Raw genomic sequence first — 15619 nt, forward strand, 5'->3', positions numbered from 1 at the left:
TCGCCTTGGCCATGGTGAGCTGCTCGACGCAGAAGAACACGGCGCAGTCACGCTGGTGGCACTCCTTCAATGCCCGCTATAATACCTATTTCAACGGTTCACAGGCCTTTATCGAGGGAAATCTCGAGAAAGAGAAAGGCAATAAGGACAACTACACCGAACTGATTCCCCTCTATACGGTTGGCAACAAACAGAGCCGGGATATAGGTAAGGGGCAGTTCGACCGTACCATCGAGAAATGCGAGAAAGCCATCCATCAACACAGTATCAAGGCCAAGCCCGAATGGAACAGCAGCAAGCGAAAGACTGCCAAAGACCGTGAGTGGCTGGGGCGCAGGGAGTATAACCCTTTTTTATGGAAAGCCTGGCTGCTACTGGGCAAGGCGCAGTTCCAGAAGGGAGCTTTCGACGAGGCTGCAGCCACCTTCTCGTATATGAGCCGGCTCTACCATACGCAGCCATTGATGAATGGACTGGCAAGGGCCTGGCTTGCCAAATGCTATACGGAGTTGGGATGGAAATACGATGCTGAGGACGTGATCCGCAACATGAGCCGCGACTCCATGGACTTCCGGGCTGTGAAGGACTGGGACTATACCTATGCCAACTACTACATCCGACTGGGTGACTACCAGAAAGCCATCCCCTATCTGAGAAAGGTCATCAAACATGAGCGTCGCAGCATCCAGCGAGCCAGAGAGTGGTTCCTGATGGGACAGATACAGAATCTTGTCGGCAACCGTGAGGAAGCCTATCGGGCTTTCGGGAAGGTGATAGGCTGTCATCCACCCTACGAACTGGAGTTCAATGCCCGCATTGCCCAGACGGAAGTGGCTGCCAGCAGCGACAGCCGGCAGATGATCAGCAAACTCAGGCGTATGGCAGCCTCAGATAATAATGCAGAATATCTGGATCAGGTCTACTACGCCATCGGCAACATCCACATGACCCGTCGCGACACCACTGAGGCCATCAGAGCCTATGAGAAAGGCAACAGGCTCTCCACCAGAAACGGCATCGAGAAGGGTGTTCTACTGCTGACGTTAGGTAATATCTATTGGGAGAAGGAGCAGTTTGCCGATGCCCAGCGTTGTTATGGCGAAGCCATCGGCCTGCTCGACAAGGAGCGTCCCGACTACGAAGCGCTTTCCAACCGTTCCAAGATCCTCGACGAGCTGGTGCCCTACACCAACACCATCCACCTGCAAGACTCACTTCTGGCACTCGCCACGATGCCCGAGGCAGAACGTAATAAAGCCATCGACCGGGTGATTGATGCCCTGAAGAAGAAAGAGAAGGAAGAGCGCGATGCCCAGTTGGAGCAAGAGGCTGCCGCAGCTGCCAATGCCTCACAGGCAGCGAGGGCAGATAATAACAGGGCAGTGACACCCACTATGCCTTCGGCGGGCAACGGGCAATGGTATTTCTATAATCCCACAGCCGTCAGTCAGGGAAAGGCCACCTTCCAGCGCCAATGGGGCAAACGCGAGAATATCGACAACTGGCAACGTATCAACCAGACCGTTATCAGTCTGAAGGGAGACACCCCTGAAGATCAGCAAGACCAAGAGGATCCGGAGACCGCCATGGATCAGGAACGCCCCCTCTCCCCAGCGGACTCCATCGCTGCCGATCCTCATGAGCGCGACTATTATCTGGCACAGATACCCTTCACTGCAGAACAGCAGGCAGAGTGTCACACGCTCCTCCAGGAAGCCCTGTTCCGCGCAGGCATCATCCTGAAAGACAAGATGGATCATCTGAGGCTCAGTGAGCAATACCTCCGTAGGTTGACAAGCGACTATCCCGGCTATGAGCATGCCGATGAAGCCTGGTATCATCTCTATCTGCTCTATCTGCGCCAGGGGAATCATCTCCAAGCCAACAACTGTATCAGTCACCTGAAGGCAGAGCATCCCGAGAGCGAATGGACTATCCTGTTGACAGACCCCTACTATGCAGAGAATGCCAAGTTTGGCGAGCACATCGAAGACTCGCTCTATTCAGCCACTTATGAAGCCTTCAAGCAGGATCGTACAGATATGGTAAAAGCCAATGCCTCACTCTCTGCGAAGCGTTTCCCACAGGGTGCCAACCGTGCCAAGTTCCTCTTCATCGACGGCATGAGCCGACTCAACGACGGTGATGGTGACGGTTGTTTGGAACTGCTGCGGGAGGTGGTGGAGAAATATCCCGACAGCGAGGTCAGCCCGTTGGCTGGTATGATTATCAAAGGCGTTCAGGATGGCAGACGACTGCATGGCGGCAAATTTGACATCGGCGATGTATGGACCATGAGGGATATTACGCTGACACACGACTCCACCGTTGTAGACACTCTCAGCACCGAACGCAACCAGCAGTATCTCTTCCTGCTCGTCTATGAGCCCGACTCCGTCAACGAAAACCAGTTGCTCTTCGAGATGGCACGCTATAACTTCACAAACTTCCTGGTGCGTAACTTCGAAATCCAGATTGATGAAGATAATGGTCTGCACCGGATGATCATCAGCGGTTTCCTCAGTTTTGACGAGGCCATGCAATATGCGCGTCAGCTCTATGGCAACAACCAGATGAAAGAGAAGCTGGCATCCTGTCGGAGCCTCATCATCAGTGAGGCCAACCTCCAGCTCATCGGCCGACAATTCAGCTACGACGAATATCAACAGTTCTATGAACAGGAGTTTGCCCCCATGCGCATCAGCAAAGAGCAGCTATTGCTCATTCCAGAGGACATGGAACAGCCCGACATCGAAGATACACTGGAGAATCCTGCAACCCCGGAAAATCCGGAAGAGACCATTCCTCCAGCACAACAACCCCGACAGAAACAACCTGTTAAGGATTTCGACTTCGGTGATGACTTTTGGTAAAGGTAAAAAGGTAAAAAAGTAAAAAGGTAAAAATGACAAATGGATTATTATTGTGGGTAGACGATGAGATTGAGCAGCTGAAGGCACATATCCTCTTCCTCGAAAAAAAAGGCTATGAGGTGGAGACCGTCAGCAACGGCACCGACGCCATTGATCTCTGTAAGGAGCGCAACTTCGACCTTGTGCTGCTCGATGAGCACATGCCTGGACTCAGTGGACTCGAAACACTTCAGAAGCTGAAGGAAATCCAGCCTTCGTTATCTATCGTCATGGTGACCAAGAGCGAAGAGGAGAACATCATGAACCAAGCCATTGGTCAGAAGATTGCCGACTACCTGATCAAACCCGTCAACCCCAATCAGATCCTGCTCACACTAAAGAAGAATATCCACCGTCGTGCCATAGAGACCGAAGTGACGCAGAGTCAGTACCAGCAGAACTTCCAGCAGATTGCCATGCAGATTCTGGACTGCAGAACCTGGCAGGACTGGGTCGATATCTATAAGCGACTCGTTCACTGGGAACTGGAACTGAGCGCCACCGACAGCAGTATGACCGAGATGCTGCAGATGCAGAAAGAGGATGCCAACAACGGCTTTGCCAAGTTTATCCGGAAGAACTATTTGGACTGGATCTCCCCCAATGGTGAGCGGCCTATCATGTCGCCCGACATCTTCAAGACCCATGTCTTTCCACGCCTCAATGCAGGTGAGAAAGTGTTCCTCGTCCTGCTCGACAACTTCCGCTACGACCAGTGGCGCATGCTCGCCAAGGAAATCAGTGAACAGTTTGACATCGAAGAGAGCCTCTATTGCAGCATCCTGCCCACAGCCACCCAATATGCCCGCAATGCCATCTTCAGCGGACTGATGCCCAACAAGATTGCAGAGATGTTTCCCAACCTCTGGGTTGATGAGGACGAGGAAGAGGGCAAAAACCTGAATGAGGCGCCCCTCATCCAGACACAACTGGAGCGCTATCGTCGGAAGAACACCTTCTCCTATCATAAGATCAACAGTCAGGAAGAGGCCGACAAACTGCTCCAGCAACTCAACACGCTACAGAAGAACGACCTGAATGTGGTGGTGTTCAACTTCATCGACATGCTCAGTCATGCCCGCACCGAGTCGAAGATGGTGCGTGAACTCGCCAACAACGAGAGTGCCTATCGCAGCATCACCCTCTCCTGGTTCCGCCACACCGTCATCTCTGACTTCTTCAGGCAATTGGCAGAGACCGACTACAAGGTGATTGTCACCACCGACCATGGCAGTATCCGTTGTACACAACCTGTCAAGATTATTGGCGACCGCAATACAAACACCAACCTGCGTTACAAACTCGGCAAGAACCTGGGTTACGACGACAAGAACCTCTTCGTGATCAAAGAGCCTCAGAAAGCCATGCTCCCCTCACCCAACCTCTCGACGAGCTATGTCTTTGCCACAGGCGACTCGTTCTTTGCCTACCCTAACAATTACAACTATTACGTATCCTACTATCGTGACACCTTCCAGCACGGAGGCATCTCGATGGAGGAAATGATCATACCACTCATTACTTTGGAGAGTAAAAAAGTAAAAAGGTAAAAAAGTAAAAAAGATATATGGAAATCAAGATCAGCGATTTAGACCACATCCGGGAGACAGCCCGGGAGTTTATTGACAACATGGGCAACCGCAAGGTGTTTGCCTTCTATGGCAAGATGGGTGCAGGCAAGACCACCTTCATCAAAGCCGTCTGCGAAGAACTGGGTGTCGAGGATGTCATCACTTCCCCCACGTTCGCCATCATCAATGAATATAGCGGGAAAGACGACACCATCTACCATTTCGACTTCTACCGCATCAAGAAGCTGGAAGAAGTCTATGACATGGGCTACGAGGACTACTTCTATAGCGGGGCGCTCTGTTTCATCGAGTGGCCGGAGCTCATAGAAGAGGTGCTGCCCGAGGATGCCGTCAAGGTGCAGATCATAGAAAAAGAGGACGGCACGCGCGCCGTCCTCTTCTAAAGGTTCTGTTCCTGATAGTCCAAATCGGCTTGGACGATAAAGAATACGTCCTGGGGGTCGAAAGTCCCGACATTGTCCTTCTTGGCCTGCTTGCATACATAGTCGGCCACTTTCTCCATGTCGATGTCCACTTCCTCGTCATCCCCCTCGAGAATGCCACTGGAGTAATAATAGTCCACAATCGCATCCATGATATAAAGGATGTCGCTGTCGCTAAAAAACTCCTTCATGTCAGCAGGGATCTGCGAACGAATAAAAGCCAGTTCCTGCTGATTCTCCTCCTCATCCTGCCGGATCAGTTCATCAAGACTCGCCATAACTTAAATCAGGGCTTTGATTTTCTCCTCAATCTTTTCCTTTGGCTGGGCACCGATGACCTTATCGACCACCTCGCCATTCTTAAAGAACAGGATGGTAGGGATGTTACGGATACCGAATTCGCCGGTAAGATCCTCATTTTCCTCTACATCGCACTTGCCGATAACGACCTGACCTTCATACTTCTTTGCCATCTCTTCGATAATGGGAGCCACCATACGGCAGGGACCACACCATGTAGCCCAGAAATCCACTACTAAAGGCAGATTGCCAGTCTTCAAACTCGCAAAGTTCTCACTTGTGATTGTTACTTCCATTGTTTTCTCTTTTTTTATTGAAGATTGAAGAGACTTCAACCTTCGGGTTAATACTATGTCGATAATCTCACTGCAAAAGTCGTGCCAATAATCATCAATTAATCTGATAGTCGAGCATCTCATGTTGCTCAATATAGTCAATCAGCTTATGCCGCACATCCACACCTTCGCCCTTACTCCTCAGCAATACGTGGTTGTTGCCTCGTGAGTCACGCAACTGGAAGAAGAGCTTGGTCTTGCCTGGGTACTCGCTGATGATCTCACTCAGGTCGGCCACAATCTGTTCGTCCAGCATATCCGTAATCATGGAGATGGTGATGCGGTCGACAGCATTCTCCTTGACGGTCTGCATATACTCTACACTCTGCACTTTCAGTTCCTTGACGTTGCTGTTCTGGAATCGGGCACGCATCTTCGCCATCACATAAACGGCAAAGCCCTCCTGGAACATACCTCTCAAGTTGCCCCAGTCCTCACCAAACAGGGCAATCTCACCACTGCCTTCAAAATCCTCCAGGGTAACGAAACCACAGGGTTTTCCGTTCTTGGTAATCTTCTGACGCACAGCTGTCACGATACCGCCGATGATGATATCCTCACGGTCTGACAACTGCTGAACATCTGCCAATTCGGCACACCTGGTGTTGCACAGGTTGTCCAAAATCAGTTTATACTCGTCCAGCGGATGGGCTGAGAGATAGATTCCCACCAGCTCACGCTCCTTGTTCAGTCGTTCCAAATCGCTCCAGCGGGTCTCACTCTTAGGGATGGGAGGCGTCTGGACTTCCAGATCGTCGAAACCGCCGAAGAGCGAGTTCTGCGCCTGGGCCTTTTCTGCCTGATAGACCTGTCCATAGCGCACCAGCGTATCCAAGAACGGCTCTCCCTTCGAGTTCTCTGCAAAGAAATCCTCACGCCGGATGCCAAAGCTGTCAAATCCGCCACTGAGCGCCAGACTTTCAAAGGCCTTTCGGTTGACATTGGCCAGATTCACACGCTGGGCAAAGTCGAAGATATCCTTATAGGGCCCGCTCTTTTCACGTTCGGCGATGATGGCTTGTGCTGCCGATTCACCCATGCCCTTGATGGCACCTAAGCCAAAACGGATCTCGCCATGATGGTTCACACCAAACTTCTCGTACGACTCATTCACATCAGGTCCCAGCGTGGCAATGCCCATCTGCTTACACTCATCCATCAACTTCGTGATTTCCGTAATCTGGTCCCGACGGCGACTCATGATGGCCGCCATGAACTCTGCGGGATAGTTGGCCTTGAGATAGGCCGTCTGGTAGGCCACCCATGAGTAGCAGGCCGCATGCGACTTGTTGAAGGCGTAGGATGCAAACGCTTCCCAGTCGCCCCATATCTTGTCGAGAACCTTCGGATCGTGCCCGTTCTTCACACCACCCTCAATGAACTTCGGCTTCATGGCGTCAACGATATCCTTTTTCTTCTTACCCATCGCCTTACGCAAAGCGTCACTCTCACCTCGGGTAAAGTCAGCCAACAGTCGTGACAGCAACATCACCTGCTCCTGATACACCGTGATGCCATAGGTATCCTTCAGGAACTTCTCCATCACAGGAATATCATAGGTGATGGGCTCGTCACCGTGTTTACGACGGATAAACTGGGGGATATAACCCATAGGACCCGGACGGTAGAGGGCGTTCATGGCGATGAGGTCCTCGAAGACGGTGGGCTTCAGCTCGCGCAAGTATTTACGCATACCATCCGACTCAAACTGGAAGGTACCGATGGTACGCCCCTGCTGGTAGAGTTCAAAGGTCTTGGGGTCGTCGATGGGAATCGTGTCGAGATCTACATCGATACCTCGTGTACGCTTGATATTGGCACAAGCCTCCTTCAACTCTGAGAGCGTCTTCAACCCCAGGAAGTCCATCTTAATCAGGCCAGTGGATTCAATCACGTGTCCGTCATACTGCGTACAGTTGGTCTTAGTACCCTTGAAATCCGGGTCGTCAGCCGTTGACACGGGCACATGGTCAGAGATCGGGTCTCGGCAGATGATGAAACCGCAGGCATGGATACCTGTACCGCGCACCGTACCCTCCAGCATCTTCGCATACTTGATGGTGTTTGCCAAGTGTATATCCGGCGAAGCCTCCGCTTCCCGCAATTCCGGCACGGCCTTGATGGCATTGGGAAGATTCATCTTCGGTGTCTTGCCATCTACATCAGGCAGACGGTCGGGAATGGCTTTACACAAAGCGTTCGACACCGCAATGGGCACCTTCTCTACGCGCGCCACGTCCTTGATGGAGTTTTTTGTGGCCATCGTGGCATAGGTGATGATATGGGCACAGTTCTCATGACCATACTTATCCATCACCCATTTCAGCACCTTACCTCGTCCGTCATCGTCGAAGTCGGTATCGATATCAGGCAGTGAGATACGGTCTGGGTTCAGGAAACGCTCAAACAGCAAGTCGTATTTCAGAGGGTCGATCTTGGTGATTCCCAGGCAATAGGCCACCACAGAACCAGCTGCCGAACCACGACCAGGGCCCACCATCACTCCCAGCTCATCGCGTGCAGAGTTGATGAAGTCCTGCACAATCAGGAAGTAGCCAGGGAAACCCATCGTCTTCATGATATGCAACTCAAACTTCACGCGGTCGGCCACATCCTGAGGTATCGGGTCGCCATAGCGTTTCTTCGCTCCCGCATACGCCAACTCTGCCAGATAGTCAGCCTCAAACTTGATGCGGTAGATCTTATCGTAGCCACCCAGTTTCTTGATTTTCTTCTCACCATCCTCTGGCGACAACGGGTTCTCGCCGTTCTCATCAGTGGTGAACTCGTCGTAGAGCTGCTGTTCGGTGAACTTCTGGCGCCATTCCTCCTCCGTACCGAAACTCTCGGGGATGGGGAAAAACGGCATGATGGGGTCGGCATCCAGACTGTAGGTCTCCACCTTATCTAATATCTCTACGGTGTTCGCCATCGCCTCAGGCACGTCGCTGAAGATGTCGTTCATCTCCTGACGGGTCTTAAACCACTCTTGTTTCGAATAGAGCATACGCGTGGGGTCGTCAAGGTCCTTGCCTGTAGAGAGACACAGCAGATGGTCGTGTGCCTCGGCATTCTCCTTATCCACGAAGTGGGCATCGTTCGTACAGACCAGTTTGATGCCATACTCCTTTGCCAACTCTATCAGCACCTTGTTAGCCTGCTGCTGCAGGGGGAAAGTCTCACGGTTGGCACGAATCGAAGGATCGGTCACCTCGTGGCGCTGCAGCTCCAGATAGTAGTCGTCGTCCCACAGCCGTTTGTGCCACTCGATGGCCTCACGCGCCCCGGCGATGTCGCCCTTCAGGATTTTCGCAGGCACCTCACCAGCGATACAGGCCGAACAGACAATCAAGTCTTCATGATACTTCTCCAAATCTATGCGGTCTGTACGAGGACGGCTGTAGAAACCATCCACCCACGAATTGCTCACCAGCTTGATCAGGTTCTTATAGCCGTTGGCATTCTTGGCCAACACGATAAGGTGATAGCCGCCATTATCCTCTTTGGTCTCCTTCAGGCTCTTGTCGCCACGACGCGCCACATACATCTCACAGCCGAAGATGGGCTTAAAGGGTTCGAGCCCGTCTTTCTTACGCTGTTTGTTCACACCGTTGCAGATGTCGTGAAATTCCTTAATGCCGAACATATCGCCATGGTCGGTGATGGCCATACCCTTCATGCCATCACCAATGGCTTTATCCACTAACTTCTTGATACTTGATTGTCCGTCAAGGATCGAGTAGTAGGTATGTACATGTAAATGTACGAAATCTTCCATTGAATTCTGCTATTATATCCAGTTTTGAGCCTCAAAGTTACGTCAAAAAACCGAGATAACCAAAAGAAATGCGAGAAAAGTTTGTATCTTTAATGAAATTTGTGTACCTTTGCACCCAATTAAGGAACAATCGGAATATAACTAATGGGAGAAAGAATCAAGAAACTGAAGAAAATCAGGATTCACCGCGAGGGTACCCATGAGCTCACAATCAGCGCGATTGCGGTTGCAGCTATTGGTGCACTCTTGTGGTATGGACTAGATACAAAGATACCTTTTATAATCTTTGCCCTCATCTTTGGCACAGCCTGGATGATGGCGCTCAACTTCTACCGCTGTCCTATCCGCTACTTCAATGGCGACACCAACAAACTCGTCGTGGCTCCTGCCGACGGCAAGATCGTCGTGATTGAGGAAGCTGAGGAGAACGACTATTTCCACGAGAAACGACTGATGGTCTCAATCTTCATGAGTCCGCTCAACGTACACGCCAACTGGTTCCCCGTCGATGGAAAGGTGAAGTTCGTGAAGCATTTTGATGGCAACTACCATAAGGCTTGGCTTCCGAAGGCCAGCGAGGAGAACGAGCATGCCGACATCATGATCACCACCCCCGAGGGCGTTGATGTGCTGGTACGTCAGATTGCCGGAGCCATGGCCCGCCGTATCGTCACCTACGCCAAACCTGAGGAGGAGTGTTATATCGACGAACACTTAGGCTTTATCAAGCTCGGTTCGCGCGTCGACATCTTCCTGCCCCTCGATACAGAGATACGCTGTCGTATGGACCAGCCCACAACTGGCGACCAGACAGTGATTGCGAAGCTGAAGTAAAAGTAAAAAAGGTAAAAAAGTAAAAAGGTGAAGAAGCATATCCCTAATACGATAACCTGCTGCAACTTGATTTCGGGTTGCATTGCTACATATTTCGCTTTTCAGGGCGACTTCACGTTGGCTTTACTGTTCATCATCATCGGTGCCGTCTTCGATTTCTTCGATGGCATGAGCGCCCGTCTCTTAGGCGTCAGCTCGCCCATAGGCAAGGAACTCGACTCTCTGGCCGACGACATCACCTTCGGCTTTGCCCCCTCGGCCATCGTGTTCAGCTATCTCTGCACCTTCCACATCCATCTTCCGTTTGTGCCCTTCCTCGCCTTCATCATGGCTGCCTTCTCAGCCCTGAGATTGGCCAAGTTCAACCTCGATGAGCGTCAGGCCTTGGGCTTCATCGGTCTGCCTACACCTGCCAACGCCCTCTTCTGGGGTTCGCTCATCTGTGGTCTGCAAGAGCATGGGCTCGTATTCGACGGTCTGGAGTGGGTCATCCTGGTAGGAACCTTCATCAGCAGCTATCTCCTGATTGCCGAGATTCCCATGTTTGCCCTCAAGTTCAAGCACTGGGGATGGAAAGGCAATGAGATCAAATATATTTTTGTGTTATCGTGTATTCCCCTATTACTAATCCTCGGCATCAGTGGTTTTGCCGCCATCATTGCATGGTATGTAGTGCTGTCGGTTGTTGCCAATAAACGTTGCCAATAAACGTACTAACTAATAACATCTTTAACTTTATAACTATGCCTATTGTTGCTTATTTTATTTTCGGACTGATTATCATTACGATTATCGTGATGGTGGTTATCAATTTCATGTATCACAACATCAAAAAGCTGCGCGAGGCCGCTGAAGAGAGATACTATCGCAACCTGAAACGCAAGGAACAGAAAGAGAAAAACCCCTTCGGCGACGACTACTTCAAGAGCAGTAAGAAACAGCATACCAAGCATGCCCAATGGCAGTACACCAGCAAGGCAGGACAAACTCAGCAGACCTCACAGAAAGAAGACACCACCGCCCGCAAGACAACTACGAGCGATGGTGTAACCATTATCGACGATCGCAACGAAGAGAAGAAAATCTTCGACAACTCCGATGGCGAATACGTTGAGTTCGAAGAGGTCCACGATTAAGCGAGACCTATGCAAGCTTAGCTGTGTACGAGCGTACCTATCTGCTCGCCATCCATCACCTTCTTCAGATTTCCCACAATGTCCATGTTGAAAACATAGATGGGCAGATGGTTATCGTTGCACATGCAGATAGCCGTCAGGTCCATCACCTTCAAACCGCGTGCCAGCACCTCCTGATAGGTGATATCCTCAAACTTCGTGGCCGTAGGATCCTTCTCGGGGTCAGCCGTATAGACACCGTCCACACGCGTGCCCTTCAGCATCACGTCGGCCTCGATCTCGATGCCGCGCAAGCTGGAGCCCGTATCCGTCGTGAAGTAAGGCGAGCCCGTACCAGCCGAGAAGATACACACATACCCCTGCTCCATGGCCTCGATGGCCTTCCACTTGGTATAGAACTCACCGATGGGCTCCATGCGGATGGCCGTCATCACCTTGTTCTTCACACCCACAGCTCCCAGGGCACTGCTCAGTGCCAACGAGTTGATCACCGTGGCGCACATACCCATCTGGTCGCCCTTCACACGGTCGAAGCCCTTCTGTGAACCGCTGAGTCCACGGAAGATGTTGCCACCGCCAATCACGATGCCAATCTGCACGCCCATCTCACTCACTTCCTTAATCTGCCTAGCGTAGTCGCTCAGACGCTCAGGGTCGATACCGTAGCCCTGCTTACCCATCAGACTCTCACCCGAGAGCTTCAGTAGAATTCTTTTAAATCTTGCCATATTCTTTATATTTTATGCATTTTGCTTTAAGCTTTGAGCATTAAGCTTTTAGCTTTATGATTACTTTTCAATTTTCAATTTTCAATGATAAAACTCACTTCCTTAAACGCGTAAGTGTGTTCCTTTCCCTCTTCGTCCACCAAGAGCAGCCTTCCGTCGGGCAGAACGTCCGTCAGCTTCGCCACGAAGCGACCTGTCTTGTCCTCGTAGAGACCATCTTTTCCCTTCCTATACAGCAGTTCCCTGTATTCCGAGCCATTTGTTTTGTTCTGCCACTCTTGGTCGAAGGTCTGCAAGAAGTCTGCGAGCAACGCCTCGCGATCAGTCTCCTGCCCCGTCAGCTGGTACATCGACACAGGGTTGGGCGCATCACTGAGGAACACCCGCTGGTTCACGTTTAGCCCGATGCCGATGATGCAGTCAACAATCACGTTGCCCTGCAGGCGGTTCTCAATCAGGATGCCACAGAGCTTGCGGTCTCCCACATAGATATCGTTCGGCCATTTGATCTCCACCTTATTATATATATAAGGCTGCAACGTCCTGCAGAGCGCCACCGACACCACCTCGGTGATGCGGAACTGCTCCCTGGCAGCGATCCCGTCGGGATGAATCAACATCGAGAACGTCAGGTTCTTGCCGCGCTCACTCTCCCAAGCGTTCGAGCCGCAGCCCTTCCCCGCCGTCTGGTAGTCTGTCGCCACCACCATCGTGCCTTCGCCATGATCCTTCAGCCAGCGATTTGTAGAGTCGGTCTCATCAATATGCACGATTTTCCATTTCATGTTGCAAAGATACGAAAAAAAACATTAACTTTGCAACATGATTAACAAAGAACAACAAAAAAAAGATGAGCGCTACATGCAGATGGCGCTCGACGAGGCCCAGCAAGCCTTCGAAGCCGGCGAGATTCCCATCGGTGCCGTCATCGTCTGCAAAGACCGCGTCATCTCACGTGCCCACAACCTCACAGAGACCCTCTGCGATGTGACCGCCCATGCCGAGATGCAGGCCATCACCGCTGCCGCCAACACGCTGGGCGGCAAGTATCTCACCGACTGCACCCTCTACGTCACCGTAGAGCCCTGCACCATGTGTGCCGGAGCCATCGGCTGGGCACAGATACCCCGCATCGTCTACGGAGCTCCCGACGAGAAGCGAGGCTACCACGACTTGGCGCCTCACGCCCTGCACCCCAAGGCCGTCGTCGAAAGCGGCATCCTCGAAGACGAGTGCCGTGAACTGATGCAGACCTTCTTCAAGCAGAAGCGCTAGCAAAACCTGCCGGAACACAAAAAAAAGAGCGAGGCCCCCCATTTGAAGTCTCGCTCTCTTTATAGCGTATTATCTCTGTTAAGTCATCATGAACCTATGAAAAAAGACCCGGATTTTTCAATCAGACTCTCAAAATTTACAAAACGACTCTCAGAATTTACAAAATCACTCTCAAAATTAACAAAAATGTGTCCTATCTGCAATTTCCTATTGCATCGATGGATATTTTTTCGTATATTTGCACCACAACACAGTATATCATGTTTAAATTAATCACTCGATAAATGAATTATAAGAAGATCATCATTTCCATCGCTTTGTTGCTCACCTGCGTGACACTCAGCGCCCAGCAGAAGACTCCAGATATGGAACAGCAACTTGTGCAGCGTCTTCAGGAGGCGCAGATGAGCGGCAACGACAAGGAGTTCTACAAGGCACAAGACGACTTCCTGCAGTTCCTTGAGAAGTACGACGACTGGGACAAATATTACCGCACACGCATGACCCGCATTATCTACGAGGTCAATAACAAGCGGTTTCATCGGGCTTTTTTGGAGGTGCTCCAGCTTACCGACGACATCAAGGAGCGCCATCATGAGCAGTACCTGTATGTGTCGAACATGGGATTGGGCTTCTTCTATAATGGCCGCAACCAGCACGAACTGGCCGAGAAGTTCTTCCGCCGCGCCCTCCAGGGCATCGATGCCAATAAGGATCCCATCGCCGTCTTCAACGCCTACCTCTCACTGGCTCAGTCGCTCAGCTTCAAGCATCCCGCCGAAGCGATGGCATGCCTCGACAGCCTGCCACAGCAGATGCTGCAGATACCGATGTACGAGAGTGGCGTGCTGGGCTACCGCTGCATCATCGCCAACCAGATGGGCGACCGCGAGGCCTTCAAGCGCTATTTCACGAGGTACGACAGCATCCGGCAGCATCAGCCCGACCAGTTCAATGCCACCAACCTCGAACAGGTGATGGTCAGCCAATGCCTCATCCTGAAAGACTATCAGTGCGCCCTCAGCTGGTGCGACTCCATCAATGTTCCGCTGACGGCCACAGAGCTGCGCATAAACGTCTACGAGGCGATGGGCGACTGGAAGCGCGCCTACCAGTCCTTACAACTGAAGGACAGTCTCGAACTGACCGACGAGCGCGAGGCTCTGGAGATCCACATGATGGATATGTCGCACGACATCGACCTGCTGGAGTCTGAGCAGAAGAAGGCAGAGATCCGACGCATACAGCTGATCATCGTCGGCCTGATGGCAGTATCGATCATCGCCTTGCTCATAGGCATGCTCGTCATCCGCAACAAGAAGAACCGCCGCCTGAGGGAGCAGTTCCAGCAGCTGCAGGAGGCACGACGCGATACGGAGGCCGGACAAGCCATCCGCCGCGCCTTCGTCACCACGATCTACGAGAAGCTGAAGTCACCGATCAACGTGCTGAGGGGCTATGCACGCGTCTTCAACGACCCCAATTTCCAGCTGAAGCCCGAGGAGCGCCCCAAGCGCTACAGCGACATCATCGCTGCCGCACAAAGCATCGAGTCACTCATCGACCCCATGCTCGACTCTTACGTCAGAGGCACGGCAGGCATCACCGACGAGGAGAAGCGCGTCTGCATGGATGCCCTGCGCTCGCCGCTGCTCACGCTGATCAACACCTCGGAGGTCATCATCGAAGGCCACGGGGAGATACCACGTGAGGAATATATGGAGCTGCGCGGTTGTGTATGCCGCGATGCCTACCATGTGTCCACCGCCACCCACCAGCTCATCCTCTACAGCCTCTATGGCGACAATCTGCCAATCACCAAGGTGCATACGATCAAGCTGAACGAGTTGGCACAATCCATCCTCAACAGTTATGAACTGGCACCCTCGGCCATCGACCAGAACCGCCATCTGGGCAGGCAGTTCCTGACCGACGTTCCGGACGATGTGGAGATCCATGCGAACCCCTTGCTGAAAGAGCTGCTGAACTGTCTGCTCGACAATGCCGACAAGTATGCCTCCGGCGGCACTGTGAAGATGAGCTGCCACGACTGTGGCGACGGCACCTACGCCATCGCCGTCTTCAACGAAGGTCCCGCCGTCGCTGCCGATGATGCGGAGCGTATCTTCGACCCCTTCGTACGCCTCCGCCCCGAGGAGCACAGCCTTGGCATCGGCCTGCCGCTGGCACGCCGTCTGGCCAACTCAATGGGCTACGAGGTCACCCTCGACAAGACTTACACCAAGGGTGCCCGCTTCGTAGTCTCCGGCATCTGAACCCAATAAGAGAGGGAAGAACATCAGATTC

13 protein-coding genes are annotated in these 15619 nt (G+C 52.1%); 8 read left to right on the forward strand and 5 right to left on the reverse strand.

Features of this window, described 5'->3' with window-relative positions:
- The first annotated feature begins 11 nt into the window (after window positions 1-11).
- Genes BMY16_RS11625 through tsaE form a run of 3 tightly spaced genes read left to right on the forward strand, consistent with a single transcriptional unit; the run spans window position 12 to window position 4887 of the window.
- Complete coding sequence (locus tag BMY16_RS11625; protein ID WP_091842641.1) at window positions 12-2873, forward strand: type IX secretion system periplasmic lipoprotein PorW/SprE; 2862 nt, start codon at window positions 12-14, stop codon at window positions 2871-2873.
- A 32-nt stretch (window positions 2874-2905) separates the two neighbouring features.
- Window positions 2906-4462 carry a T9SS response regulator signal transducer PorX gene (locus tag BMY16_RS11630; RefSeq protein ID WP_091842643.1) on the forward strand — a complete coding sequence of 519 codons (1557 nt, stop codon included), beginning with the start codon at window positions 2906-2908 and terminating at the stop codon, window positions 4460-4462.
- A gap of 17 nt (window positions 4463-4479) precedes the next feature.
- Complete coding sequence (tsaE, locus tag BMY16_RS11635; protein ID WP_091842644.1) at window positions 4480-4887, forward strand: tRNA (adenosine(37)-N6)-threonylcarbamoyltransferase complex ATPase subunit type 1 TsaE; 408 nt, start codon at window positions 4480-4482, stop codon at window positions 4885-4887.
- Here the strand turns inward: tsaE and BMY16_RS11640 are convergent.
- The 3 genes from BMY16_RS11640 to dnaE form a co-directional block, all read right to left on the reverse strand.
- Entirely contained in the window at window positions 4884-5204 is a 321-nt protein-coding gene (locus BMY16_RS11640) for a hypothetical protein (protein WP_091842646.1), read from the reverse strand. The genes tsaE and BMY16_RS11640 overlap by 4 nt on opposite strands.
- Before the next feature lie 3 nt (window positions 5205-5207).
- On the reverse strand, window positions 5208-5522 hold the full coding sequence (trxA, locus tag BMY16_RS11645; RefSeq protein ID WP_091842647.1) for a thioredoxin: 315 nt from the start codon (window positions 5520-5522) through the stop codon (window positions 5208-5210).
- A gap of 94 nt (window positions 5523-5616) precedes the next feature.
- Complete coding sequence (gene dnaE, locus BMY16_RS11650; RefSeq protein WP_091842649.1) at window positions 5617-9339, reverse strand: DNA polymerase III subunit alpha; 3723 nt, start codon at window positions 9337-9339, stop codon at window positions 5617-5619.
- A gap of 144 nt (window positions 9340-9483) precedes the next feature.
- On the opposite strand from dnaE, the gene BMY16_RS11655 reads away from it, so the two are divergent.
- From BMY16_RS11655 to BMY16_RS11665, 3 genes are read left to right on the forward strand one after another with little or no spacing between them, the layout of a single operon-like run.
- Complete coding sequence (locus BMY16_RS11655; protein ID WP_091842650.1) at window positions 9484-10173, forward strand: phosphatidylserine decarboxylase family protein; 690 nt, start codon at window positions 9484-9486, stop codon at window positions 10171-10173.
- 27 nt (window positions 10174-10200) lie between these two features.
- Window positions 10201-10881, forward strand: a complete 681-nt coding sequence (gene pssA / locus BMY16_RS11660) for a CDP-diacylglycerol--serine O-phosphatidyltransferase (RefSeq protein ID WP_091842652.1) — start codon at window positions 10201-10203, stop codon at window positions 10879-10881.
- Between the two features lie 35 nt (window positions 10882-10916).
- Entirely contained in the window at window positions 10917-11309 is a 393-nt protein-coding gene (locus BMY16_RS11665; protein ID WP_091842653.1) for a DUF4834 family protein, read from the forward strand.
- 17 nt (window positions 11310-11326) lie between these two features.
- Here the strand turns inward: BMY16_RS11665 and pyrH are convergent, their stop codons facing one another.
- Window positions 11327-12037 (reverse strand): UMP kinase, encoded by a 711-nt coding sequence (gene pyrH, locus BMY16_RS11670; protein ID WP_091842655.1) that lies wholly within the window; start codon window positions 12035-12037, stop codon window positions 11327-11329.
- Window positions 12038-12111: 74 nt separating this feature from the next.
- Window positions 12112-12822, reverse strand: a complete 711-nt coding sequence (locus tag BMY16_RS11675) for a biotin--[acetyl-CoA-carboxylase] ligase (RefSeq protein WP_091842656.1) — start codon at window positions 12820-12822, stop codon at window positions 12112-12114.
- A gap of 37 nt (window positions 12823-12859) precedes the next feature.
- Between BMY16_RS11675 and BMY16_RS11680 the strand changes: the two genes are divergently transcribed.
- Both BMY16_RS11680 and BMY16_RS11685 read left to right on the forward strand, forming a co-directional pair.
- The gene (locus tag BMY16_RS11680) at window positions 12860-13312 is read left to right on the forward strand and encodes a nucleoside deaminase (protein WP_091842658.1); all 453 of its coding nucleotides are present in this window, start codon (window positions 12860-12862) and stop codon (window positions 13310-13312) included.
- A gap of 284 nt (window positions 13313-13596) precedes the next feature.
- Entirely contained in the window at window positions 13597-15588 is a 1992-nt protein-coding gene (locus tag BMY16_RS11685) for a sensor histidine kinase (RefSeq protein WP_091842660.1), read from the forward strand.
- Window positions 15589-15619 lie beyond the last annotated feature (31 nt).

The sequence above is a fragment of the Prevotella sp. ne3005 genome (genome assembly GCF_900110085.1).
Lineage (GTDB): Bacteria > Bacteroidota > Bacteroidia > Bacteroidales > Bacteroidaceae > Prevotella.

Bases quoted from the DNA above. Each gene is read 5' to 3' on its own strand.
- BMY16_RS11625 (WP_091842641.1), top strand. From the start codon at position 12: ATGGTGAGCTGCTCGACGCAGAAGAACACGGCGCAGTCACGCTGGTGG.
- BMY16_RS11630 (WP_091842643.1), top strand. From the start codon at position 2,906: ATGACAAATGGATTATTATTGTGGGTAGACGATGAGATTGAGCAGCTG.
- tsaE (WP_091842644.1), top strand. From the start codon at position 4,480: ATGGAAATCAAGATCAGCGATTTAGACCACATCCGGGAGACAGCCCGG.
- BMY16_RS11640 (WP_091842646.1), bottom strand. From the start codon at position 5,204: ATGGCGAGTCTTGATGAACTGATCCGGCAGGATGAGGAGGAGAATCAG.
- trxA (WP_091842647.1), bottom strand. From the start codon at position 5,522: ATGGAAGTAACAATCACAAGTGAGAACTTTGCGAGTTTGAAGACTGGC.
- dnaE (WP_091842649.1), bottom strand. From the start codon at position 9,339: ATGGAAGATTTCGTACATTTACATGTACATACCTACTACTCGATCCTT.
- BMY16_RS11655 (WP_091842650.1), top strand. From the start codon at position 9,484: ATGGGAGAAAGAATCAAGAAACTGAAGAAAATCAGGATTCACCGCGAG.
- BMY16_RS11665 (WP_091842653.1), top strand. From the start codon at position 10,917: ATGCCTATTGTTGCTTATTTTATTTTCGGACTGATTATCATTACGATT.
- pyrH (WP_091842655.1), bottom strand. From the start codon at position 12,037: ATGGCAAGATTTAAAAGAATTCTACTGAAGCTCTCGGGTGAGAGTCTG.
- BMY16_RS11675 (WP_091842656.1), bottom strand. From the start codon at position 12,822: ATGAAATGGAAAATCGTGCATATTGATGAGACCGACTCTACAAATCGC.
- BMY16_RS11680 (WP_091842658.1), top strand. From the start codon at position 12,860: ATGATTAACAAAGAACAACAAAAAAAAGATGAGCGCTACATGCAGATG.
- BMY16_RS11685 (WP_091842660.1), top strand. From the start codon at position 13,597: ATGAATTATAAGAAGATCATCATTTCCATCGCTTTGTTGCTCACCTGC.